Raw genomic sequence first — 21,761 nt, forward strand, 5'->3', positions numbered from 1 at the left:
GGCTCATCGGCACGAAACCAAGCCGTACGCCCTACCGACACCTACAACCTCGCGGTCATCAGTGATGGCAACGCCCTGCGTCAGTTCGGCCGCAGAGAATCAAAATACTCAGCCCGAACGAGTACGAGCGGCGTCACCAGCCGCTGGACCCAGGAGCCTGATGGCACACCGCCGGTGTCCGGACTACAGGGAGAGCCTCGCTCAGACTCCGATGACCTTGACGGTTTTTCCGCAGAGCTTGTCCATGTCGTCCTCATCGGAGGTGAGGACGATCACCGGCCTGACCGCACGCAGGGCGGTAGCAGCCACCACGGCATCAATGGCGTACTTGTGACCATGCAGCCGGGCATCGCGCAGAAGCTCGATCGCCCGTACACAGATGTCCTCGGTCACCGGCTCGACCTTCAGCCGGGACAGGTGCCATTTGAGGCGATCACTTCTTACCCGGACGTCCTGCGCCTCGATCGGCGTCATCGCGCTGACAACGACTCGGAAGTCATTGTCCTGAGCTCCACGGACAAGCGCGGTCACCCTCTGATCGGCCTCGCACCACCTCACGAGGCCTTCGCAATCGAGGACCACGGTGCCCGCGCTCAACTTGCTTCGTGCGCGCGCCATCCGCCCTCTTCCTGGAGCTCGGGGGCGGATTTCACGCTGCGAAACAACTCCGCCGCCTCATCCCGCAATGCCTGGGGAATCGGCCCGGAGGCGGCCTCGTTCGCCTGAAGCGCCTCCTCCAGGAGGTCCCGCTCGATCTGACGTTCAACCGCGGCATCGACATAGGCGGAGAACCCGCGCGCTCCGACGCGTTCCCTGACCGCCCGGATGTTCCCCGCACGCAAGGAGACACTGACCTTGGCCGCCGGACCGTCCCCCGGGGCGAACTCCCGCTCAGGCACACTCATGCGGCTAGTTTACTACTCGAAGTAGCAAATGGCTGGGAACTCCACCCATCGATGGATCGAGCGGTCGAGCCCTGCTCCTCGGCGAGAGCCAGCCCCGCCTGACAGGAGCCCCACCTGGAGGGGATATCTGGCTTGACACTGACGCCGCCGATTCCACAGCAGTCTCCGAAGCTTCCGAGCGGCACTGGGGCCCATACGCATTATGGAGCGAAAGATCCTGATCGTGATGAGGTCATATCCCTACGGTGATCGAATTGGAGCGCGCGGAAACTCACCGACTACCTGAGCGGCGCCCTTCAGTGGGTGGTACGAATCGGCCGCGAGCGACCGCAGGAGACTTCGCGCTGTCACCGGATCTCCTTCCAGCGCATCCGGACCTGGAAGGAATCCGCCCATCAGGAAGTGGGAAACACCACCACAAGGTCTTCTCCCATCCCCTCGTCCAATGTTCGGGTGTGCAGGCGAACCCGGTATTTCCCCGCCTTCGGAAGGGCGACTTCGGCCTTGATGCCCCTGCCCTTCAGGTGCACCCGTCCCGAGCCGAGAACCAGATCCGCGTCGACCACGTCGTCCCAGCCCTTGCGCCGGATCGGCGGGGTCGCACGCAGGACCTTCACGGTGACGCAGGTGGCGCCGTACTCCAGCGTCGTGCCGACCATGGCGGCACCCCCGTGGGCCACGAGCGGGCTGTCGGATTCGATGTTCTCGGCATGGAGCGCCTCCAGGCTCGCCGCGCGCCCGTCGAAGATGTCGTAACCATCCCAATCAGTGGGCAGGTGAACGACTGTGACCTGACGGGAGGTCCGCAGCGCGGGCCAGGGATCACGGCAGCCGCTCACGTACTGGGCGGCCTCGTCCACCACCTCTTGCCGCCGCCGGGCTCGCTCCTTGGCATCTCGCTGCTTGAGCTGAGCCACCGTGAGCAGGAGGTCGGGACGGTCACGTGCGACGACTTCCGGGCACAGGTAGACCAGCGCCTCGGCCCTCACCTTGCCGTCGCCTGCCGCGCAGCTCTTCCAGCCCTTGCCCAGGAGCTGCTGGTCCGTGACCGTGCGCCCGCCCACGCTCCAGAACCGAATTCTTTCGTAGAGCCGCCCGTTTCCGGCCAGGCACAGGTAAACGCGCCGGCGATCCTGCGGAGGGGTGTCGGCGAACAGGGGGATCGACGAACAGTCGGCATCGAGCCAGGTGTAGGTCATGTGGGGCTTGGCCTCGGGGGCGACGACCGCCAGCGGAGCCAGGACCATCAGCGCGAGAAGCCATCGGGGCGAGCGCAGGGGCTCGGGATCCGGCGCGGTGCCGGGACGGTTGAGCTCGTGCGCCGTCCGGGCGAGCCAGACCAACTGGAAGACGCCCGGCGCATCCAGGAGGTCGGATAGGACCACGCTCTCCGGAAAGCCGACGAGCTGGTTCAGGACGATGGTGACGGGGAAGACCGCCAGCTGGCACGCTCCCAGGACCATCGTGGTCCGGGTCCAGCGGCCGTCGCGTCGCTGGGCGATGAGGATCATCAGGAACCAGGCCAGCCCCGCCGCCACGAGTGCCAGGCTCACAACAGCGGAAAGCACGGGTGTAGCCCAGTCCGAGTAGCTGTCCCGGGGCACAGCTTCGAGCACCAACAGAAGCGCCGTACTCACCAGAGCGGTGGCGACCAGGATCAGGCGGAAGGTCGGTCCCGAGTGCGTCAGCACCTGCGCGAGGAGGATGACGATGGGCACCCATAGCACCACGTCGAACGCGGTCTCCACCTCGTCTGGGAGCGGCACCGGGATCAGTAACCAGCCGACGTAGACGTAGAGCAGTCGGCGCAGCCACAGCGCGCGCCGCGGCAACGGCGCAGCATCGGCCGGCCTCCGGAGCACCTGCCAGAACATCCACGAATTGACCGCGCCGACCAGGAGCAACCCACCCAGCACCGCGAGCAGCGAGATCTCGTCGGCGAAGCGGGAGGGCGGGTACCACTGGACCACGGTCCAGGCCGGATCAGGGGAATCCCGGACCAGGCTGACGACAACCGCGACCACCACGGCCGTCATGTTGACGATTGCCACTAACCGCCCTAGACGGTATCTCCGCACCGCATGCCGCCCTTTTCACGCGAAAGGGCTGATCGTAGCGCCTATCTGACGGCGCTTGTGCGCGAGCTGTTCGTAGGGCGATAAACCGAGAGTTTCTCCAAGCTGCCGAGGGCGCGTAAAAGGCCATGTGCGCGAGGAAAGAAAGGTCACGTCGTCGGTGGCCGGTCAGGGTGTGATCGATCGTCAGCGGAAAGTCGCAGCTCAATGGGTGCGACGCCTGGTAGGGCCGGTCGGCTTCGGACGCGATGGCGTGTCGGTCCCGTCAAGACGAGACGGAAGAGATACAGGGCCCCACAGATGAGACGGATTAAGGTCAGATCTTCGCCTCTCGATGAGCGCCGAGCGTCTCAGTCTCCGTTCAGGACGCGTTTCACCCATTCCAGCGACCCCGTACTGAGCGCCTCGTCCGCGAGGCGCTTCGCGGACGCCGTCTTCAGCGCGGCGAGCGAGCTGTCGATCCACGGCTGGACGTTCTGGTGGCCCTGCTCGCGATACTCGATGGCCTGGATCAGGCATTCCAGCTTGTCGGCGTCCCGGGCGCAGACCGCTTCGAGGCTGGTCTTCTCCTCGTACTCCCCGACCGCGCCGCGCACCATCTCCGCCACCGGCTCCGGAACACCGCGCACCTGGTCGGCGGTGACCTCCTCGTTCGGCGCCGCCTTCAGATACAGCTTGCCGAGGTAGGGGATGTCGGTGATACGAGTCTCCTGCGTGTCGTGGAACAGGCTCATGAACGCCGCACGCTCGGGGTTACCCCCCTCCAACGCCGCGATCACACTCGCGATGACCGCCGTCCGGAACGAGTGGTCGGCGACGCTCTCGGGATCCCGTACCCCCGCGACCAGCCAGCCGGTGCGCTTGTAGCGCTTGAGCAGCCCGACCTCGTACAGCAGACCCGCCAGCCTCGACAGCTCCTCCGCCATGGAAGTCCCCTCTCATCCTCGGTGGATCATGCGCAGAGCGTAAATGACCGACTCCGGTCCCCGCTTGAACTGCGGCGACGCGCCGACGCGGCGACCTTGTCCAACGTACGGATCGCCGCTTCCTTGAGGGCGTTCGTGGTCCAGGCGTCCAGCGCCGGGGGCGCAACATGACCAGCGCCCACAGCGTGTGCGCCACCACGTCGAGGTAGGGGTTGGCGGAGTCCAGCTTGCCGGTCAGATGCCTGAGAAGCACCGCACTCGTGCTTCCGGTCAGTTCTGCGAAATCCGCACTGTCCCTAACGTTGTCGACCAGTACGGACAAGCCATTTCAGCGTAAACCCGGAGCGGGTACGGATGGTGGCCTGGACCTGCTTCTGCCGCACCACGGTCTACAAGCTGTGTGAGGGCGGCGAACGGGCGTTCATTCGGTGGACCGTTTAACTCGGCGGTAGACACGAGATCCACGAGACCTCTGTCTACGCGATCTATGAGGCTCGGGCGATCTGGACGGCCCTGCTGTCCGGAGAAGCACAGCAGCGACCGGCGTGGCGGCGCGGATCTGGAGGGACCACATCGCCACGCCTCAGCTATGCAGCAGAGCATCTTCACCTTGTAGTTGTAGAAGAAGAGCGTGACACCGCTACCAGTCAGCTAACTCAGCGCTTCGGAGCGCAGCACCTCGGCCCGAAGAATGCGGACGAGGTCCTTCGGCTCGGCGTTGTGATTCGTTTGCCTTCGAACCTCCTTTCGAATCGCGTCGATTACCGGATCTGACAACACGACCTGAACCAGCGACTTGGCGGAGGTCGCCGCTCGCGCCTTCCAAAGATCATCAATCAAACGGCGTTTGAAGGCTTCTTTGCTGAGATAGAAGAAAGCATCCGTCTTCGTCGCCAGCCCGGCCTCGCCGAGCAGGTCGACCTCCAATGCAAGATCGATCACCACCGGCAACCCTCCGGTCATGTGGTAGACCTGCCAGACCTGCCCGTTGGTGAGGATCATCCACTCAACCCCCTCGTTCACGGCATACATCTGCACCTGGCGCAGATGCTTCGAGTTGAGTTTCTGGCTGCAACGCTTGACCTCGATGAAAGCAACAAGTTGCTTGTCGATGCGGATCCCATAGTCCGCGAACTCACCCTTGACCTGGTATTCGGTCGTGAGCTCCTCATACTTGTCGTAGCCGAGACCGTCACAGAGAAAGTCCGTCACCAGCAGCCGGGTGTCCCCCTCATTGGCGTCCCTGGCCACGAGATCAGCCAAAGGCTTGGAGTAACGACGTATGGCTGCCCGGACGCGATCCCGTGCGTCCATCTCCCACTTCGGGGCGGCACGTGGAACGGACGGCTTCCTAATGGGAACGTCACGTCCCACTGCGAGCGGAGCCGTAACCACCTCATCTACCTGCCCGGAAACAACCGCCGTTTCGACTGCCTGCTCACTCATGTGACCGCCCTGAAGTCCTAGTGGTAACAAGGCAGACTAAGCGTTAATGCCACATCAACATAGAGTAATACAGCACTCGAAAGGTCTCAGGTTTGCGACAAAACAAACGATCTCCAGACGTAACAAGACTCCACACTACCAAAATAGACATATTGGACATTTCGCCGCCAGACTGCTGGTCGGCGTAGCCATGATCACCTATCGCATGGAAAGCAATCGAAAGCAAGAACATGCCGTCGCGAACAGAATCACCCAGAGTGCTGCAGGTCCTGGCTCCCGCATCGCTACAAGCCCGATCAACGCAACCAGCGCAGACGTCGATCAGGTCGCCGAGAGTCGCGGTCAGATCCTGAACTCTAGGATCACCGCCGAGAGTGCAACAGTGCGGCAGAAGGCGGCGGACGGTGGGATCATCGAAGACTCCTCGATCATCGCGCAGTAGCACCTGATACAAGCCTGAATGTCCTCTATGGCGCTCCTTGCGCATGAAGGTGCCGGTCACGATCGGCCGAAGAGCCTCGGTACGGATGGCGACCGCCCGACGCGTGGCGCGTTGCGCAGCGGACTGCCTGACCCTGCAGTGATACCTGCCCCCGAAAATGGCTCTGGCCCTAGATCGACACCGGACACACCGGTGATCAAGGGCCAGGATCTATCTAAAACCGCAGGGTTACGCCTCGCCGGAGGTCAAACCGACCGGGCACGAGACCCCGGTTCCCCCGATCCCGCAGTAGCCGTTCGGGTTCTTGTGCAGGTACTGCTGGTGGTAGACCTCTCACTTAGGCAATAATTCCTGTGGAGGTCCCCGTGGCACAGGTCGGCTCGGCTGTCCCCGTCGTCTCCTACGCTCGCATCTCCGCGGACATCAGGAGGGACGAACACGGGGTTCAGGACCAGCACAAGCTCAACCGCGAGACGGCGGCACGGCAGGGCTGGGCCGTGGTCCACGAGTTCACGGACAACGACAAGTCCGCGGCCAAGGCCGACGTGGTCCGTGACGGCTTCGAAGCGATGCTCAAGGCGCTTCGTGCCGGTGAGCTTTCCGACGGTACGGCAGTCCAGGGCGTCGTCATCGTGGCCGAGGATCGTCTTGCCCGCCGTCCGGGTGACTACGAACGCTTCGTAGAGGCGATCACATACCGGGACGGCCGCGTGTTCGCCGACGCACGTGGGATGAAAGACCTCTACAGCGAGGACACCGAGAGCATGGGTCTCTTCGGCGCGGTCATCTCCAAGATGGAAGTCCGGAAGATGCAGCGCCGGATGCGCCGCTCACATCGGACGCGCGCGGAACTGGGCGTGCCCGCTGGCGGAACGCGCCCCTTCGGCTGGTTGCCCGATCGGCTGACACTCGACCCCCGGGAAGCACCTCTCGTGCGGCAGGCCATCGCGGATCTGGTCAGCGGGCGCTCGCTCCACTCGATCGCAAACCAGTGGCAGAAGGAAGACGTCAAAACCACCCTGGGCAACGCCTGGACCCCAAGCTCTCTCAAGCTCACAGTGACCAACCCTCGGGTCTGTGGCTGGCGCCAGATCAACAAGGAGCTCGTACGGGACTCGGAGGGGAACCCGGTCGTCGGACAGTGGGAGCCGATCGTCTCCCCCGAGCAGTGGATGGCGGTCAAGAACCTGTTCGACGCCCGCAAGGGCCACTACATCCACCGGGACGGGCGAGTCGGCCACATCCTCTCGCGAGACTTCCGGGAGCCCAACTACCTGCTCACCGGTTTCCTGCGGTGCGGGAGAGCCAAGCCCGACGGCACCCCCTGCAACACGTCCCTGCGGGTCACTCACAGCAAGGACTGTGTCCAGCACATCTACATCTGCCCCGCCAAGACGGTCGGAGGGTGCGGCAGCCTCGGCAGGCGCGGCGACATGGTCGACCTCTACATCTCGGAAGCGGTTCTCGCCAAGCTCGAAGAGGTCCAGATGGCCTCCTCCGCCGAGCCCTCCGAATGGACGGGAAAGCAGGAGTACGAGGACACGAAATCCCGGCTCGAAGAACTGCGCAACCAGTGGGCAGCCGGGAACATCAGCAACGAGCTGTTCTTCTCCATGGCTCCCGATCTCGAAAAGCGAATCAGCCGTCTTCGCACGGAAGCGCAGAACTTCACGGCGTCCGCCGAACGTCATCTGGCCCGGTCCACCACGGACGTGGCCGAGATCCGGCGACGCTGGTACCTCACCGAGGAAAAGGGCGGCCTGCCCCTGTCCATCAAGCGGTCGTACATCCGCGAAGCCCTGCATGCGGTGATCATCTACCCCAGTGGCGGAGGTCGCAGGCCCTTCAATCCCGATCTCCTCGAACCGGTCTGGCGGGAGACCTGAGTCTCAGGACGTCCTGGACGTCTTCCGCGAGCAGGCGAGCCGTTGCCCTTACCCATGGGTGACGGCTCTCTTACTTCATGCCCGGTGTAGCCGGACGTCACAGGACTTCAGTGGAAGTATACGGACGTCAAGGGACGCCGACGGACGCCCCTGAACAGCAGGAACGCGCGCAGTTCATGAGGCTTACTCAGCTGCTTTCGGTGGTAAAAGAATAAGTAATCAAAACCGCGCCACGAATGAGGGAGACAGCGAGAAAACGGCCTGCGGCCCAATCCGAGCGTGTAAGAGAACCGGGCACGACCACATCCCCTAGACAGCCATTCCGCTGGAGGCACCCGGCCCAGCGGTAGGCCGGCAACGCACGGCACGCTCGCCCGTCATCGTCGCAGCAGACACTCCATTTCTCCTCTCGCTGGCAGCACCACGACTCGCCACAGGCTGTCTTCGGCCTGTTCGCGATGCTGCTCGCCCTTTCCCGTCCGTCGGCGACGGTTCCCTACTCGGAAAGGAGGCACTACGAAGTCCCTACCACCCACCGCGCAGGCCCAGGAGTGGGGCAGGCGCCAAGCAGCCCGATCCCCCCGGTGGGATCACGACAAGTGGCGACGCGTCGCCACCGTCTTCGGTGTCGAGATCAGCGACGAAATCCCTGACGCCACCCCGGAGCGCGGTGGGAGGGACGCCGCATGAGCAACGACCCCTCCTTCTCCCCTGATGTGCTCGCCGCCGTACAGCGCGCGGCCATGCCGGACTTCGACCGATGGCAACGCATGGTGTACGCCACTGGCGGCTGTGCCCAGCCCGTCCGGCTCCACGGCGAACGCATTACCGTAGACGCCGGAACGGGCGAGGTCCTGGACGTCTACCGAACCGCCGACGAATCCACCGGTTTTCTACTGACCGCGTGCGGCAACCGCCGCGCATCCCGTTGCCCCGCCTGCTCGACCACCTACAGGGACGACACCTATCACCTGATCATCTCGGGATTGCGCGGCGGTAGGGGCGTCCCCGAGGAGGTGAGCGGGCATCCGCGCGTGTTCGCCACCTTCACCGCCCCATCCTTCGGCGTGGTCCACGCACACCGGTCAGGCGAGAACGGCAAGCTGTTGCTATCAAAGCAGCGGCGTACTCAGACTCGAAAAAGTCTGCGGCCATACGAATTTTCGAAGTCGGACGATAATTATTTAGTCCTCTACGACACTAATGGGCGACACCTGCGCAGGACCGGGGTGATCAATAGTAGAAACCGTTGGTGTGGCATAATCGAAATCGATCTGCTCCCTTCCGCCGCGATAATTATCGGGAAGTTCATTATCGGCGATGATGAGCTGCAGTCGGCCGGGCATGGCATTTACTTGGATAGTGAGTCTGGCATACATGGCCTCGGCGAGATGAACAGCAGTATTGAGAGCCAGACGCGGGCTATCGATAACGATAAAAGCAGGGTAAATAGTGTCCCTGCGCCGCATTGCCACCGCAATCAGAGAACACCAGTACGCTATCTGCGTAGCAGTAGTGACACCTCCAGACAGCTGATTCTTTCCGGAAAATACTTTTCCATTGATGACTGGCAGATAATTACCTGCGTCAACCGACGCATCAACAATTGAAGGAATTCCAATTGCGCGAACGATGGCATCAAATTCTTCGCTTATTTCTGAGATGATTTCAGAGTGCCTCGCGTTCAAGGAAAGCAAGGCCGCGTCGAGAGCGCTGCGAGCATCCTCTCTCTGGATACGAAGATTCTTCGCTGCAATTTCGAGATCACCAACACCATCCCACTGGCGCAAGATCGAATCCCAGCGCTCCTGGTCAGCTGCTGCAGTAGCTGCCTGGCTAGAGATGTCGGTAAATGCCTGTAGTCGCGGAGTGATACGATGAAATGTCCGCTCCTCGAGCAGTTTTGCCAAGTGAGCGATAAGAGTTTCGCGATCGTCGATCACTCTCAAGGTGGCGGCGTGCTGATCTGCTAGAACGCTATCTTGCTCGTTCATTTCATTGAGCTGTTCAGTAAGCTGTCGCACTTCATATTGGTCGTGGCTAGGGAGATTTGGAACAGGGTCAGTCTGAAGACATAGCCGACATGCTCCCGCAGGAGGGCGGCGTTTCTTAATAGACTGCATACAGCGCGGACAGACAGTGAACTCGATGTCAGCCAGACGCTCCCCTGCGTCACGCATGCGGTTTAGTCGCGCCAAGTCTGCTTGGACACGGAATCGTTCGGCGCTGTTTTGGGCTTGTCGACGACTCAAGTCGACTGCGGCGGCACGGCTATCAGCCAACCCTCTTTCGGCGTCCGTCAGCAGGTCCCGAAGCGTCTGAGTTTCTCGGTCGAGAATAGGGTCAATGCTATCGCGCAGTTCAGCGAGCTGGCTTTGTGCTTCTTCGAGTTTTTCAACAGCCCGAGCTTGCGCAGCCAGAGCATGATCGCGACTCTCGGTCCCACTGTCGTGCAAGAATTGCACGACAGTGGCATGCCGAGTCTCAGCCTCTCCAATATCGCCCTTGAGCTTGCTGATCTTTGAGCGCAAGTTAAGAATCTCTGCGTCCGCCAGTCCGAATAACAACTCAAACACTGCCCGACGCTTTGGCTCACGATAACTCTCATGGCTATAGGCGATGTCGCGATTAATCTGGCCTTGTGGAATATACATATAGGTGAAGATATCCGCAAAGGTTATGCGGGCACCTACTCGCGTGCTGTTCCCCCCAGCTGCTGCTCGTAGATCGTCCGACAGGCCGAGGCAGGTCATCAGCAGAGTATTGAGTTTTGGCTCCTTGTCGTCAGTGTGATGATCGCGTAGGCGCTGCTGGTCAATAACGTCGAAGACTCGAACAGTCTTACGCTTAGCCTGGTCGATACTACGACTCAGCCGAAGTCTGTGATCGCCAATCCGGACCTGGACGGTGACTGATTCAACGTGTTGCACAGCGATATCCGCCAATATCGCGTCACCCCCGAAGCCGAACTTGATCAGTTCTAGCAACGTAGTCTTGCCAACCCCTGTTGGCCCTGCCAGAACTGTAAGATCGGAACGGAATTCATAGTCGACCGTGCCATTCGTGGTTTCCAGGCTTACAGCCTCGAGTCGGAAGCGTATGGTCACTGGATCACCTGCCGGTGGGGCCGGTCCATGAGATCAGCCAATCGTTCGTAGATGAGATCTTTTAACGTGCTGCCCGTCAACCCCGACGAGGCTTCGGCGATCGCCGCACCACGATCTGCAATTACTCGCCATTGCTCGCCGGAGGCGAGCTCAGCCGCCAGGTGCCGGCCTGTAGCCGTCGGCACAACTGCCACGCTTCCCTTGCGAGCGCGGGTATATCGAATCAACCCCCGACCAACCAGGGCACCAAGTACGGCGTAGTAGCGGTCATCCCATGGACCATATTTGTAGCGAGTCATCGGAGCCTCGACGCTGGTGCGCGCGGACACCTCAGCCATGCTGAGATGAAGCCTCGGATCGGCGGCATCAAGACGGTCCAGGACGTCCGGAGCTAGAGCGGGATAGCGCAGCAGGAAGTCCAGTTTGGCTAGCTTAGTCATACCATCAAGCTTGTGCCCATGTTCCTTGAGCTCGCAGACGGCTGACACCAAGAGCAATACTCGGGCTTGGTGGTAGGCGAGGTCCTCACGCAAGAGAGTGAGCTCGTCGGCGCTGGGATCAATCATGCCGACGTTCTCCGTTCTAGCTTGCCGCGTTCGAGAACGACATCGACATCGAAGCGGGGCCCAAACCAGATCATGCATTGATCAGTTAAATCACAGATTCCGCCCATAACAAGATCCGCATCCATGCCAGGGGGAAGCAGCATCGGGTCAAGAGCATCGACTAGCTCCTGTAGCCGCCGCCATAGCGATGCTCCTTGCGGCTGTAGAGTGTCAGTTGCCTCATCGCTTAGACGCTGCAGTCGCCGCTCTAGACGCAACCGCTCCACTCGAGCGGTCGGATCTCCGCTTTCACGGTCACTCCAATAATCGCGATATGCCATCCGGAGGCTCCGTGCTCGCTCGATGGTATTCGCAGAGCATCCGCTAACGTCTAGCTTTACCTCAAGCCGGGACGTCGGCGGGAGCGGAGGGAGTTGTGCGTATCCGCCTGGCAACGCGGCTGCCACATGAATCGCCTGCTCGATATCGGACATTGTGACCGTCCGCATCTGGAGCTTCCTAGCCAAATCAGAAGGAAACCCTTTGTAAGTATTACCTCGCTGGAGGACAGAGGGCAATTCACCGATGGGCAGTCGTCCTCGTCCGCGCATTCTGCTCTGAAAGACCGCCAGAACTGCAGACCACACCGCGTCCGCCGGAGCGCTTACTTGCATCTTGTCCAAAACTGGCTGAACAAACATCCCCGGCGCAGCGTACGCTATGTGATCACGCTGAATCTGATTCTCATGGATACTAAGCGCTGCAAGGAATCTTGCAACCTCGATGTCGCGCTCATCGTCTGGAACTACTACTGACACTCCAGAGCCCGACCACCGCTCCTTGGTTACCTCACAATGGGTGTTAATTGCGGTTCGCAGCTTGCCCACAACAATGCGGTGTTCAAAATCTGACATGTGCGGCATCTGTGGCTTCGTACTCCGCAGAGAGGTCATCGCATTGAGAAGATGTCGGGGATCCCCAGCTGCGAGGCCACCAGATGTTACCAACCTACAGAGCACTCGCTCCTTCAAAGCGGCCCAGCGACTGAATAGGTGTGCTAGGCCTCCGTCATCAGCAAGCTTGTTGATAGTCGTATAAGCACCTGCTGAGGTATCACGGTGCTTACCTGACACCAACTCCACGATCTCGCCCGATATCAGGATCCAATCTTCCTGCCATTCACACAGGATCCAGTCTTCACACTCGGGCCTCAGACGCCCATCATCGCCCAGGCCGTCCTGGTACAAACGAAGCCCGTCGGCGGCCGCCATGGCTGCCTGCCAGTCGTAACGATCCGCAGTGGGAGCGCCGTCGTCATCGGCAGGAATGACCGATGAGACTAATTCGGCTGCGGTCATGTGCGGCGCATCGCCACGGGCAGTTGGCCGGCCACCAACAGATTCAGGCGCCACCTGTCAGACTATATGGCGTTTTCGATGCGCTGTCCGGTGATCATGCGATCACGACTCTGAACAGGGCCACGAGGTCGCGAGCCGACTCAACTGCAGTTGGAAGTCCAACTGAGGCAATCACAGGGCGCTTACGCGCTGGCCGTGACGGTGATGTCATCCGTCGTCTTTAGCTTTCCGCGTCGTTGCCACCCAGCGCGCGGGCGACCGCGGGCCGCGACCGGCCGAAGAGCCGCAGCGCGGCCCGCGACCGCCCGACGCGCGGCGAGACGCCGTAGGCGGGTCGCCTTTAACCCTGTAGTGATACTTGTCGCCGAAAACGGCTCTGGCCCAAGATCGACACCGGATATACCGGGCGATCAAGGGCCAGAATCTAACTAAAACCGCAGGTCTACGCCTCGCCAGAGGTCAGGCCGACCGGGCAGGAGACCCCGGTCCCTCCGATTCCGCAGTAGCCGTTTTTGTTGTGGTGAAGGTACTGCTGGTGGTAGTCCTCGGCGAAGTAGTACTCCCCCGCCGGGGCGATCTCGGTGGTGATGGGGCCGTAGCCCGACTCGGTGAGCACCTTCTGGTAGGCGTCGCGCGAGGTGAGGGCCGACTTTTCCTGCTGGGGTGAGTTGAAGTAGATCGCCGAGCGGTACTGCGTGCCGACGTCGTTGCCCTGGCGCATGCCCTGGGTGGGGTTGTGGGCCTCCCAGAAGACGCGCAGCAGTTCCTCGTACGAGACCTTGGTGGGGTCGAAGACGACGCGGACGAGCTCGGTGTGGCCGGTCTGGCCGGTGCAGACCTCCTCGTAGGTCGGGTTCTGGGTGTAGCCACCCGCGTAGCCGACCGAGGTGGAGATCACGCCTGGGGTCTGCCAGAAGATGCGCTCCGCGCCCCAGAAACAGCCGAGGCCGAAGTCGGCGATCTCGCTTCCCTCGGGGTAGGGCGGAGCGAGCGGGGCGTCGAGGACCGCGTGGCGGCCGGGTGCCGTGATCGGTGTGGGGCGGCCCGGGAGCGCGTTCTCCGGGGACACCATCGTTGTTTTGTCCTTGCCGAACAGCCAGCCCATTGTGAACCTCCTCCTGACACGTTCTCACCAGGAGGCAACCGCGGGCGACCTTCCCGTGTTCCCGTAAGGCTCTCTTAACAGAGATAAAAGTACTGCTAAATTGTATTAAATCAAGTAAGCAGCGAAGATGGGGGTCATGCCTGAAACGCGCCGTGGAGTCCTATACGGCATCGCCGCCTACGCCATGTGGGGCCTGTTCCCGCTGTACTGGCCGCTCCTGAAGCCCTCGGCCGCCCTGGAGATCCTGGCTCACCGCATCGCGTGGTCCCTGGTGGCCGTCGTCGCCATCCTGGCGGTACGGCGCCACTGGTCCTGGTTCCGCGAGCTCCTGCGCACCCCGGGCAAGCTCGGTCTCCTCGTCCTGGCAGCGATGATCATCACGGTCAACTGGGGCGTCTACATCTACGCCGTCAACAGCGGGCACGTGGTCGAGGGAGCACTCGGCTACTTCATCAACCCGCTGGTCAGCGTGCTCTTCGGGGTGTTCCTGCTGAAGGAGCGGCTACGGCGGTGGCAGTGGGTCGCGGTGGGCCTGGGCACGGTGGCGGTGGTCATCCTGACCGTCGACTACGGGCGTCCGCCGTGGATCGCGCTGGTGCTGGCCGCCAGCTTCGGCACGTACGGGCTGGTCAAGAAGACCGCCGGGGTGGGCGCGGCGGAGAGCATGACGGTCGAGACGCTGGTGTTGCTGCTGCCCGCGCTGGGCTACCTGGCCTACCTGGGACAGCAGGGGACAAGCACCTTCGGGAACGCGGGGGCGGGCCACGCGCTCCTGCTGGCCGGGGCGGGTGTGGTTACCGCTGTCCCGCTGCTCTGCTTCACCGCCTCCGCGATTCGGATACCGCTCACCACGATCGGCCTGCTGCAGTACATCGCGCCGATACTGCAGTTCCTGTGCGGGGTGTTCGTCGCGCAGGAGGTGATGCCGCCCAGCCGCTGGCTGGGGTTCGGCGTCATCTGGCTGGCGCTGTCGGTCTTCACCTGGGACAGCCTCCGGACGGCCGCGCAGGCCCGCCGGACGGCCCCCGAGTCCGTCCCGGCATAGGGAAACCCACATGAGCCCCATAGCGCCACATAGTGGCGCCAGGGGCCGCTGCGGGACCACACCGAGGAGCGAGACGGTCAGGAGCCGCGTACGGCGAGGACCAGCGGGGTGAGGTCGGGGTCGACGCCGGCCTGCTCCAGGGCCGCGGCCAGGGAGCGCTCGTAGGTGGGGGTGGCCCCGGCCAGGCGGGCGCGTCCCTCGTCGGTGATCACCGAGTAGACGCCTCGGCGGTCGTCGGAGCACAGGTCGCGCCGGGTCATCCCGGCCTCCTCGAGACGGGCGACGAGCCGGGTCACCGAGCTCTGGTTGAGCCCCACCGCCTCGGCGAGCTCCTGCATGCGCATGCAGCCGCGGGGGGCGGTGGCGAGCCGTCCCAGTGCGCGGTACTCCGACAGGCCGAGGCCGTGCCCGCGCTGGAGGGCCTTGGTCAACTCCGCCTCCACACGTGCGTGCAAGAGGGCGAAACGGTCCCACGACATGGTGATTCCTCCTGGAATATTCTATCGGCAGGAGTCTACATGCACGTACAATATTTGCTTATACATACAAGCAACATCGTGGAAGACGTACGAAAAACCCGGCTCCGCCGGGTGGGCGAGCCGGGTGATCATCCCTGCGCCGACCGGCCCGGACACTTCACGACGTGGTCGCACAGTGCCAGGCTAACGGGACCGGCCGGAAGACCCGCGACGCGGTCGCGCGGTGCGAGGGGCAGCGGCCTGCCGGGACACCCGCCACGTGGACGCGCGGCGCCAAGAAAGCAGCGCCAGGGAAACCGGGGCCGAGGAAGCAGCGCCGGGGAAGCACAGAGCCGGGCAGGCGCGGGCGGGGGTCAGCCGGAGCGCTCCACCACGTAGTCGCACAGTGCCAGGTAGGCGGCGCGGGCCGGGATGTCGGGGAGGCCCGTCAGGGCCTCGCGGGCGCGGTCGGCCCAGGCGAGCAACTCGGCGCGGGCACGCTCCATGGCGGGGTGGGCGCGGAGCAGGCGCAGGGTCTCCTCGACGTCCTCCTCCGCCACCGGACCGGCGAGCAGCTCGCGCAGGCGGGCACTCTCCAAGGCGTCCGAGCCGGAAGCGTCCGAGGCGAGGACGTAGAGCACCGGCAGGGTCCGGATGCCCTCGCGCAGGTCGGTTCCGGGGGTCTTGCCCGACTCGATCGTCTCGGAGGCGACGTCCAGCAGGTCGTCGCTGAGCTGCCACGCGACCCCGATGGCCTCGCAGGCCCGGGTGAGCCGCTCGACGACCTCGGGTGAGGCGCCGCTGAGCATCGCGCCGAACCGGCCCGAGGTGGCGATCAGCGAGCCGGTCTTGTCGGCCAGCACCCCGATGTAGTGGGCCACCGGGTCGTCACCGGGGCGGGGGCCGATGGTCTCGCGGATCTGGCCGCGCACCAGGCGGGAGAACGTCTGGGCCTGGATCCTGATGATGTCGGAGCCGAGGTCCGCGAGGATCTCCGACGCCTGGGCGAACAGGTAGTCGCCGGTCAGGATGGCCACGGTGTTGTCCCAGCGGGCGTTCACCGACGGGGAGCCCCGGCGGACCGGGGCCTCGTCCATCACGTCGTCGTGGTAGAGCGTCGCCAGATGGGTCAGCTCGATCACCACGGCTCCGGGCACCACACCCACGGCCTCCGGCGAGCCGAACTGGGCGGCGAGCAGGACCAGCATGGCCCGAAACCTCTTGCCGCCGGCCTCGATGAGGTGCTTGGACGCCTCCGTGACGAAGGCGTCGTCGCTCTGCACCGAGGACCGCAGCAGCTTCTCGACCTCTGCCAGCCCGGTAGCGAGGTCCTGCGCCAGCCGCTCGTCAACAAACGGAAGATCAACAACCGGTGGCGCAGCCATGAAACGTTACCCCTCTAGCGAATGAACAGCGCGGACGCAGCCTGATCCGCGAGATCGAGCACCGGCTGCGGGAAGACCCCGAGCACTACCGTAGCCGCTGCCGCCAGGGCGACCACAGCCGAGGTGCCCACCGTGGGCGCCGCGATGGACGGCCCGTCGGCGGCGGGCTCGCTGAAGAACATCAGCACGATGACGCGGACGTAGAAGAACGCCGCGATCGCCGAGCTGACCACACCCACGACGACCAGCGGCAGGGCGTCACCGGCGACCGCCGCCGAGAAGACGGCGTACTTACCGAAGAAGCCGCTCGTGAGCGGGATACCGGCGAAGGCCAGCAGGAAGAAGGCGAAGATACCCGCCAGGATCGGGGAGCGCTTGCCCAGGCCGGCCCACCGGGACAGGTGCCCGGCCTCGCCTCCCGCGTCGCGGACCATGGTGACGACCGCGAAGGCGCCGACCGTGGTGAAGCCGTACGCGGCCAGGTAGAACAGGATGGCCGACAGGGCGTGCGCGTTCTGCTCGGCGGCGCCGATCGCGACGACACCGGTGAGCAGGAAGCCCGCGTGCGCGATCGAGGAGTAGGCGAGCATCCGCTTGATCTCGGTCTGGGTGATGGCCAGGATCGCGCCGACGATCATCGTCAGGATCGCGACACCCCACATGACCGGCTTCCAGTTCCACTCAAGGCCGCCCAAAGCCACCCAGAAGACCCTGAGGACGGCCCCAAAGGCCGCGACGAGCACGGTGGAGGCCATCAGTGCGGTGACCGCCGTGGGCGCGCCCTGGTAGACGTCAGGCTTCCACGCCTGGAACGGCGCGGCTCCGATCTTGAAGAGCAGGCCGATGCCGAGCATCGCGGTGCCGATCAGCAGCAGGGTCTCCTGGCCACTGACCGTGCTGAGCGCGGCGCTGATGGCCCGCAGGTCCACCGACCCGGCGTAACCGTAGATCAGGGCCATCCCGTACAGGAAGAAGGCCGAGGAGAACGCGCCGAGCAGGAAGTACTTGACCGACGCCTCCTGCGAGAGCAGGCGGCGACGGCGGGCCAGGCCGCAGAGCAGGTACAGCGGCAGGGACATGACCTCAAGGCCGACGAACATGATCAGCAGGTCGTTGGCGGAGGCGAAGAGCAGCATGCCGCCGACCGAGAACAGCAGCAGCGGGTAGACCTCGGTCTGGGCGTACCCGCTGAGGATCGCCTCCTCCTCGTCGGGGCTTCCCGGCACCGCCGCCGCCTGCGCGACGAACTGGTCCTCGTCGTTGATCAGGAGCGTGCTGACCAGGGCGAGGACGAGGATGATGCCCCAGATGAACAGGGACGGCCCGTCCACCGCGACCGAGCCCATGGCCGCCGGGGCGTCCGGCAGGCCGTTGACGGCGTTGAGCACCGTCATCAGGAACGCGCCGAGCAGGGCGAGCAGCGTGAGCGGCATGTGGATCGACTTGCGCAGGTAGCGGGGCGCGAACGCCTCGACCAGCACGCCGATGATCGCCGCGCCGAAGACGAGCAGCATCGGCGAGAGCAGCGCGTACTCGATCGTTGGGGCTTGGATGGTGCCGTTCACTCGCCGGCCCCCTTCTGGTCTGCCACGGCGGGGTTGGGCTGGTCGATCTTGACGCTGGTGAGCGTCTTGTCCACCGCGGGATTGATCACGTCGAGCACCGGCTTGGGGTAGAAGCCCAGGACGAGGAGCACCGCGATCAGCGGGGCCACCACGAACAGCTCGCGCCGGTTGAGGTCGGGCATGCCGAACGCCGGCTTCTTCGGGGAGCCGGCCACCTCCGTGGAGCCCGCCTCCTCGGTGGAGCCGGCCACGGCCGGGGCACCGACCACGGCCGGGGCGTCGGCCACGGCGTACGCAGGTTCCTTCGGGGCGCCGGTCATCATGCGCTGGTACATCCACAGGATGTAGACGGCCGCCAGGACGACACCGCTCGTCGCGATGATCGCCGGGACCGGGTAGCGCTGGTAGGTGCCGAGCAGGACCATGAACTCACTGACGAACGTCGACAATCCCGGCAGGGAGAGCCCGGACAGCCCGGCGATCAGGAAGGTGCCCGCGAGCAGCGGGGCGACCTTCTGCACGCCTCCGTAGTCGGCGATCTGGCTGGACCCCCGGCGGTAGATCAGGAACCCGGCGATCAGGAACAGCGCGCCGGTCGAGAAGCCGTGGTTGACCATGTAGAGGGTGGCGCCCGCGCCCGCGTTCGTGGTCATCGCGAAGACGCCCAGCGCGATGAAGCCGAAGTGCGAGATCGAGGTGTAGGCGATCAGGCGCTTCATGTCGGTCTGGCCGATGGCCACGATCGCGCCGTAGACGATGCCCACGACCGCCAGCACGATCACCAGCGGGGTGAAGAACTTCGACGCCTCGGGGAACAGCTCCAGGCAGAAGCGGAGCATCCCGTACGTGCCGACCTTGTCCAGCACGCCCACCAGCAACACCGCGGCACCGGCCGGAGCCTGCGCGGCGGCGTCGGGCAGCCAGGTGTGGAACGGCCACAGCGGCGCCTTGACCGCGAACGCGATGAAGAAGCCCGCGAAGAGCCACTTCTGCGTGGTCGGGTCCTGAACGGCCGCGATCAGCTCGGGGAACATGAAGGTGTTCTTCCCGGCGACCACGTAGAGCGCGATCACCGCGACCAGCATGAGCAGGCCGCCGAAGAGCGAGTACAGCAGGAACTTCACGGCCGCGTAGGACCGCTGCGCCCCGCCGTACGACCCGATCATGAAGTACATCGGGATGAGCATGGCTTCGAAGAAGACGTAGAAGAGGAAGACGTCGGTCGCCGCGAAGACGCCGATCATCATCGCTTCCAGCACCAGCAGCAGCGCGAAGTAGGTCTTCACCGACCGCTTGGGCGGGGCCGCGGCCCCGGAGCCGTCGGCGTCGTGCCAGGAGGCGAGGATCACGATCGGCACGAGCACCGCCGACAGCGCGATCAGCACCAGGGCGATGCCGTCGACGCCGACGCCGTAGTGGACGCCGAAGCGCGGGATCCAGTCGTAGACCTCGGCGAACTGGAAGCGCGTCCCGGAGGCCGGGTCGAACTGGACCGCGAGCACCACGGTCAGCGCGAGCACGACGAGCGAGACCACCAGGGCCAGCTGCTTGGCGAGCTTGTCACTCTTGACAAGGGAGACACCCACCGCGCCCAGAACGGGCACGGCCATCAGGGTCGAGAGCCAGGGCATCACATGTTCCCTACGTAGAGCAGCGCGCCAACGACCACGGCGGCACCGAAGAGGATGGACAACGCGTAGGACCGCACGTAACCGGTCTGGACGCGACGCAGCCGCCCGGAGGTCCCGCCGATCCCCGCCGCCAGGCCGTTGACCAGGCCGTCGATGCCGCGGTTGTCGAAGAACACCGCGATGCGGGCCAGCCACTGGCCGGGGCGCATGAACAGCGCCTCGTTCAGCGCGTCGCCGTACAGGTCACGGCGGGCGAAGGTGGTGAGGAACGAGCCGCGCGGGGCGACCGCGGGCACCTCGGCGGCACCGTAGCGGAACCAGGCGAAGACGACGCCGACGGCGACCAGCGCGAGCGTGGCCAGGCCGGGGACGCTGAAGGGGTGGAAGCCGGGGAGCTCGTCGGGCAGGCCGACCGCCGGGGCGAGGAACCTCATGAACCGGTTGTCCAGCACCAGGAAGGCGCCCAGGACGATGGAGCCGATCGAGAGCAGGATGAGCGGCACGGTCATCACCGAGGGCGACTCGTGCGGGTGCGCGTCGTCGGCCCAGCGCTTCTTGCCGAAGAACGTCATGAAGATCATCCGCGACATGTAGAAGCCGGTGATGCCCGCGCCCACGACCGCGAGCCAGCCCAGGATCGCGTTGTGCTCCATCGCCGTCTCGATGATGCCGTCCTTGGTGAAGTAACCGGACAGCAGCGGGAAGCCGATGATCGCGAGGTAGCCGACGATGAAGGTGGCCGCGGTTACCTTCATCACCGAGAACAACCCGCCGTACCTGCGCATGTCGACCTCGTCGTTCATGGCGTGCATGACCGAGCCCGCCCCGAGGAACATGTTGGCCTTGAAGAAGCCGTGCCCGATCAGGTGCGCGATGGCGAAGGCGTAGCCGACCGGACCGAGACCCGCGCCGAGCATCATGTAGCCGATCTGCGACATCGTCGAGCCCGCGAGGCCCTTCTTGATGTCGTCCTTGGCGCAACCGATGATCGCACCGGCGAGCAGCGTGGCCACGCCCACGATCGTCACGACGAGCTGCGCGGTGGGGGCGGCCTCGAAGAACGCGCCCGAGCGGACGACCAGGTAGACGCCCGCGGTGACCATGGTCGCGGCGTGGATGAGGGCCGAGACCGGGGTCGGGCCCTCCATCGCGTCCAGCAGCCAGGACTGCAGCGGCAGCTGGGCCGACTTGCCGCAGGCGCCCAGGAGCAGCAGCAGGCCGATCGCGGTGATCGTGCCCTGCGAGGCGCCGCCGGAATCCAACGCCCCCTGCACGGTCGCGCCGGACAGCTCGCCGAAGGCGACCGTGCCGAACGTCGTGAAGACCGTGAAGATCGCGATCAGCAGGCCGAAGTCACCGACGCGGTTGACGATGAACGCCTTCTTCGCCGCGGCCGCCGCCGAGGGCTTGAACTGCCAGAACCCGATGAGCAGGTACGAGGCCAGGCCCACGCCCTCCCAGCCGATGAACAGGGCGACGTAGTTGTCGGCCAGCACCAGCAGGAGCATCGCCGCGACGAACAGATTCAGGTACGCGAAGAACCGGCGCCGGTCGACGTCGTGCGACATGTAGCCGATCGAGTAGATGTGGATCAGGGATCCCACACCGGTGATCAGCAGGGCGAAGCTGATCGACAGCGGGTCGATCAGCAGCCCCATGTCGGCGACGCCGGGGATGAACTGGTAGAGCGGGACGCCCTGGCGACGCTGGGCGTCGGGCAGGCCGAGGATCTCGACGAAGGCGGCGACCGCCACCACGAAGGCGCCCAGGGACATCGCGACGCCGAGGAGGTGCCCCCAGCGGTCGGTGCGCCGCCCGCCCAGCAGCAGGACCGCGGCGCCGAGCAGCGGGAGTGCGATCATGAGCCAGGAGACTCCGATCA

17 protein-coding genes and 2 pseudogenes are annotated in these 21,761 nt (G+C 64.3%); 4 read left to right on the plus strand and 15 right to left on the minus strand.

Translation table 11 applies throughout. The features are described from left to right. Positions 1-201 precede the first annotated feature (201 nt). The 5 genes from ABD817_RS02465 to ABD817_RS02485 all read right to left on the minus strand — a co-directional run bounded on the left by ABD817_RS02465 (position 202) and on the right by ABD817_RS02485 (position 5,352). A complete protein-coding gene (locus ABD817_RS02465; protein ID WP_344914519.1) occupies positions 202-531 on the minus strand; it encodes a type II toxin-antitoxin system VapC family toxin in 330 nt (109 codons plus the stop codon). 62 nt (positions 532-593) lie between these two features. Next, on the minus strand, positions 594-905 hold the full coding sequence (locus ABD817_RS02470; protein ID WP_344914521.1) for a hypothetical protein: 312 nt from the start codon (positions 903-905) through the stop codon (positions 594-596). A gap of 395 nt (positions 906-1,300) precedes the next feature. Then, positions 1,301-2,956 (minus strand): hypothetical protein, encoded by a 1,656-nt coding sequence (locus tag ABD817_RS02475; RefSeq protein ID WP_344914523.1) that lies wholly within the window; start codon positions 2,954-2,956, stop codon positions 1,301-1,303. Between the two features lie 374 nt (positions 2,957-3,330). Further along, positions 3,331-3,906, minus strand: coding sequence for an HD domain-containing protein (locus ABD817_RS02480; protein ID WP_344914525.1), 576 nt, complete (start codon positions 3,904-3,906; stop codon positions 3,331-3,333). 651 nt (positions 3,907-4,557) lie between these two features. Next, positions 4,558-5,352 carry a type I restriction enzyme HsdR N-terminal domain-containing protein gene (locus ABD817_RS02485; RefSeq protein ID WP_344914527.1) on the minus strand — a complete coding sequence of 265 codons (795 nt, stop codon included), beginning with the start codon at positions 5,350-5,352 and terminating at the stop codon, positions 4,558-4,560. A gap of 190 nt (positions 5,353-5,542) precedes the next feature. On the opposite strand from ABD817_RS02485, the gene ABD817_RS02490 reads away from it, so the two are divergent. Then, positions 5,543-5,794, plus strand: a complete 252-nt coding sequence (locus ABD817_RS02490) for a hypothetical protein (RefSeq protein ID WP_344914529.1) — start codon at positions 5,543-5,545, stop codon at positions 5,792-5,794. A gap of 228 nt (positions 5,795-6,022) precedes the next feature. Here the strand turns inward: ABD817_RS02490 and ABD817_RS02495 are convergent. Then, positions 6,023-6,127 (minus strand): annotated as a pseudogene (locus tag ABD817_RS02495) (peptide-methionine (S)-S-oxide reductase MsrA); the annotation flags it as partial. 32 nt (positions 6,128-6,159) lie between these two features. Here ABD817_RS02495 and ABD817_RS02500 point away from each other — a divergent pair. Both ABD817_RS02500 and ABD817_RS02505 read left to right on the plus strand, forming a co-directional pair. Then, on the plus strand, positions 6,160-7,680 hold the full coding sequence (locus tag ABD817_RS02500; RefSeq protein ID WP_344914530.1) for a recombinase family protein: 1,521 nt from the start codon (positions 6,160-6,162) through the stop codon (positions 7,678-7,680). A gap of 743 nt (positions 7,681-8,423) precedes the next feature. Continuing rightward, positions 8,424-8,792 (plus strand): annotated as a pseudogene (locus ABD817_RS02505) (replication initiator); the annotation flags it as partial. A gap of 72 nt (positions 8,793-8,864) precedes the next feature. On the opposite strand, the gene ABD817_RS02510 reads toward ABD817_RS02505, so the two are convergent. From ABD817_RS02510 to msrA, 4 genes are all read right to left on the minus strand, one after another. After that, entirely contained in the window at positions 8,865-10,787 is a 1,923-nt protein-coding gene (locus ABD817_RS02510; RefSeq protein ID WP_344914531.1) for an AAA family ATPase, read from the minus strand. Continuing rightward, positions 10,784-11,353 (minus strand): hypothetical protein, encoded by a 570-nt coding sequence (locus ABD817_RS02515; protein WP_344914533.1) that lies wholly within the window; start codon positions 11,351-11,353, stop codon positions 10,784-10,786. Before ABD817_RS02515 ends, ABD817_RS02510 begins: the two co-directional genes overlap by 4 nt. Beyond that, a complete protein-coding gene (locus ABD817_RS02520; protein ID WP_344914534.1) occupies positions 11,350-12,744 on the minus strand; it encodes a hypothetical protein in 1,395 nt (464 codons plus the stop codon). Before ABD817_RS02520 ends, ABD817_RS02515 begins: the two co-directional genes overlap by 4 nt. 388 nt (positions 12,745-13,132) lie before the next feature. After that, the gene (msrA, locus tag ABD817_RS02525) at positions 13,133-13,795 is read right to left on the minus strand and encodes a peptide-methionine (S)-S-oxide reductase MsrA (protein WP_344914536.1); all 663 of its coding nucleotides are present in this window, start codon (positions 13,793-13,795) and stop codon (positions 13,133-13,135) included. A gap of 136 nt (positions 13,796-13,931) precedes the next feature. Between msrA and rarD the strand changes: the two genes are divergently transcribed. After that, a complete protein-coding gene (rarD, locus tag ABD817_RS02530) occupies positions 13,932-14,840 on the plus strand; it encodes an EamA family transporter RarD (protein WP_344914538.1) in 909 nt (302 codons plus the stop codon). Between the two features lie 77 nt (positions 14,841-14,917). Here the strand turns inward: rarD and ABD817_RS02535 are convergent, their stop codons facing one another. From ABD817_RS02535 to nuoL, 5 genes are all read right to left on the minus strand, one after another. Further along, on the minus strand, positions 14,918-15,271 hold the full coding sequence (locus ABD817_RS02535; protein ID WP_344914540.1) for a MarR family transcriptional regulator: 354 nt from the start codon (positions 15,269-15,271) through the stop codon (positions 14,918-14,920). A 401-nt stretch (positions 15,272-15,672) separates the two neighbouring features. After that, positions 15,673-16,683, minus strand: coding sequence for a polyprenyl synthetase family protein (locus ABD817_RS02540; RefSeq protein ID WP_344914542.1), 1,011 nt, complete (start codon positions 16,681-16,683; stop codon positions 15,673-15,675). Between the two features lie 14 nt (positions 16,684-16,697). After that, positions 16,698-18,248, minus strand: coding sequence for an NADH-quinone oxidoreductase subunit NuoN (gene nuoN, locus ABD817_RS02545; protein WP_344914544.1), 1,551 nt, complete (start codon positions 18,246-18,248; stop codon positions 16,698-16,700). Next, the gene (locus tag ABD817_RS02550) at positions 18,245-19,879 is read right to left on the minus strand and encodes an NADH-quinone oxidoreductase subunit M (protein ID WP_344914546.1); all 1,635 of its coding nucleotides are present in this window, start codon (positions 19,877-19,879) and stop codon (positions 18,245-18,247) included. The genes nuoN and ABD817_RS02550 overlap by 4 nt, the downstream gene beginning before the upstream one ends. Further along, positions 19,879-21,741, minus strand: coding sequence for an NADH-quinone oxidoreductase subunit L (nuoL, locus tag ABD817_RS02555; protein WP_344915585.1), 1,863 nt, complete (start codon positions 21,739-21,741; stop codon positions 19,879-19,881). Before nuoL ends, ABD817_RS02550 begins: the two co-directional genes overlap by 1 nt. Positions 21,742-21,761: the final 20 nt, after the last annotated feature.

Source organism: Streptosporangium oxazolinicum (genome assembly GCF_039537505.1).
Classification (GTDB): Bacteria; Actinomycetota; Actinomycetes; order Streptosporangiales; family Streptosporangiaceae; genus Streptosporangium; species Streptosporangium oxazolinicum.

What these genes read in the sequence shown, in the direction of transcription:
- ABD817_RS02480 (WP_344914525.1), bottom strand. Translation starts at nt 3,906, where the DNA reads ATGGCGGAGGAGCTGTCGAGGCTGGCGGGTCTGCTGTACGAGGTCGGG.
- msrA (WP_344914536.1), bottom strand. Translation starts at nt 13,795, where the DNA reads ATGGGCTGGCTGTTCGGCAAGGACAAAACAACGATGGTGTCCCCGGAG.
- ABD817_RS02470 (WP_344914521.1), bottom strand. Translation starts at nt 905, where the DNA reads ATGAGTGTGCCTGAGCGGGAGTTCGCCCCGGGGGACGGTCCGGCGGCC.
- nuoL (WP_344915585.1), bottom strand. Translation starts at nt 21,741, where the DNA reads ATGATCGCACTCCCGCTGCTCGGCGCCGCGGTCCTGCTGCTGGGCGGG.
- ABD817_RS02485 (WP_344914527.1), bottom strand. Translation starts at nt 5,352, where the DNA reads ATGAGTGAGCAGGCAGTCGAAACGGCGGTTGTTTCCGGGCAGGTAGAT.
- ABD817_RS02540 (WP_344914542.1), bottom strand. Translation starts at nt 16,683, where the DNA reads ATGGCTGCGCCACCGGTTGTTGATCTTCCGTTTGTTGACGAGCGGCTG.
- rarD (WP_344914538.1), top strand. Translation starts at nt 13,932, where the DNA reads ATGCCTGAAACGCGCCGTGGAGTCCTATACGGCATCGCCGCCTACGCC.
- ABD817_RS02490 (WP_344914529.1), top strand. Translation starts at nt 5,543, where the DNA reads ATGATCACCTATCGCATGGAAAGCAATCGAAAGCAAGAACATGCCGTC.
- ABD817_RS02550 (WP_344914546.1), bottom strand. Translation starts at nt 19,879, where the DNA reads ATGCCCTGGCTCTCGACCCTGATGGCCGTGCCCGTTCTGGGCGCGGTG.
- ABD817_RS02515 (WP_344914533.1), bottom strand. Translation starts at nt 11,353, where the DNA reads ATGATTGATCCCAGCGCCGACGAGCTCACTCTCTTGCGTGAGGACCTC.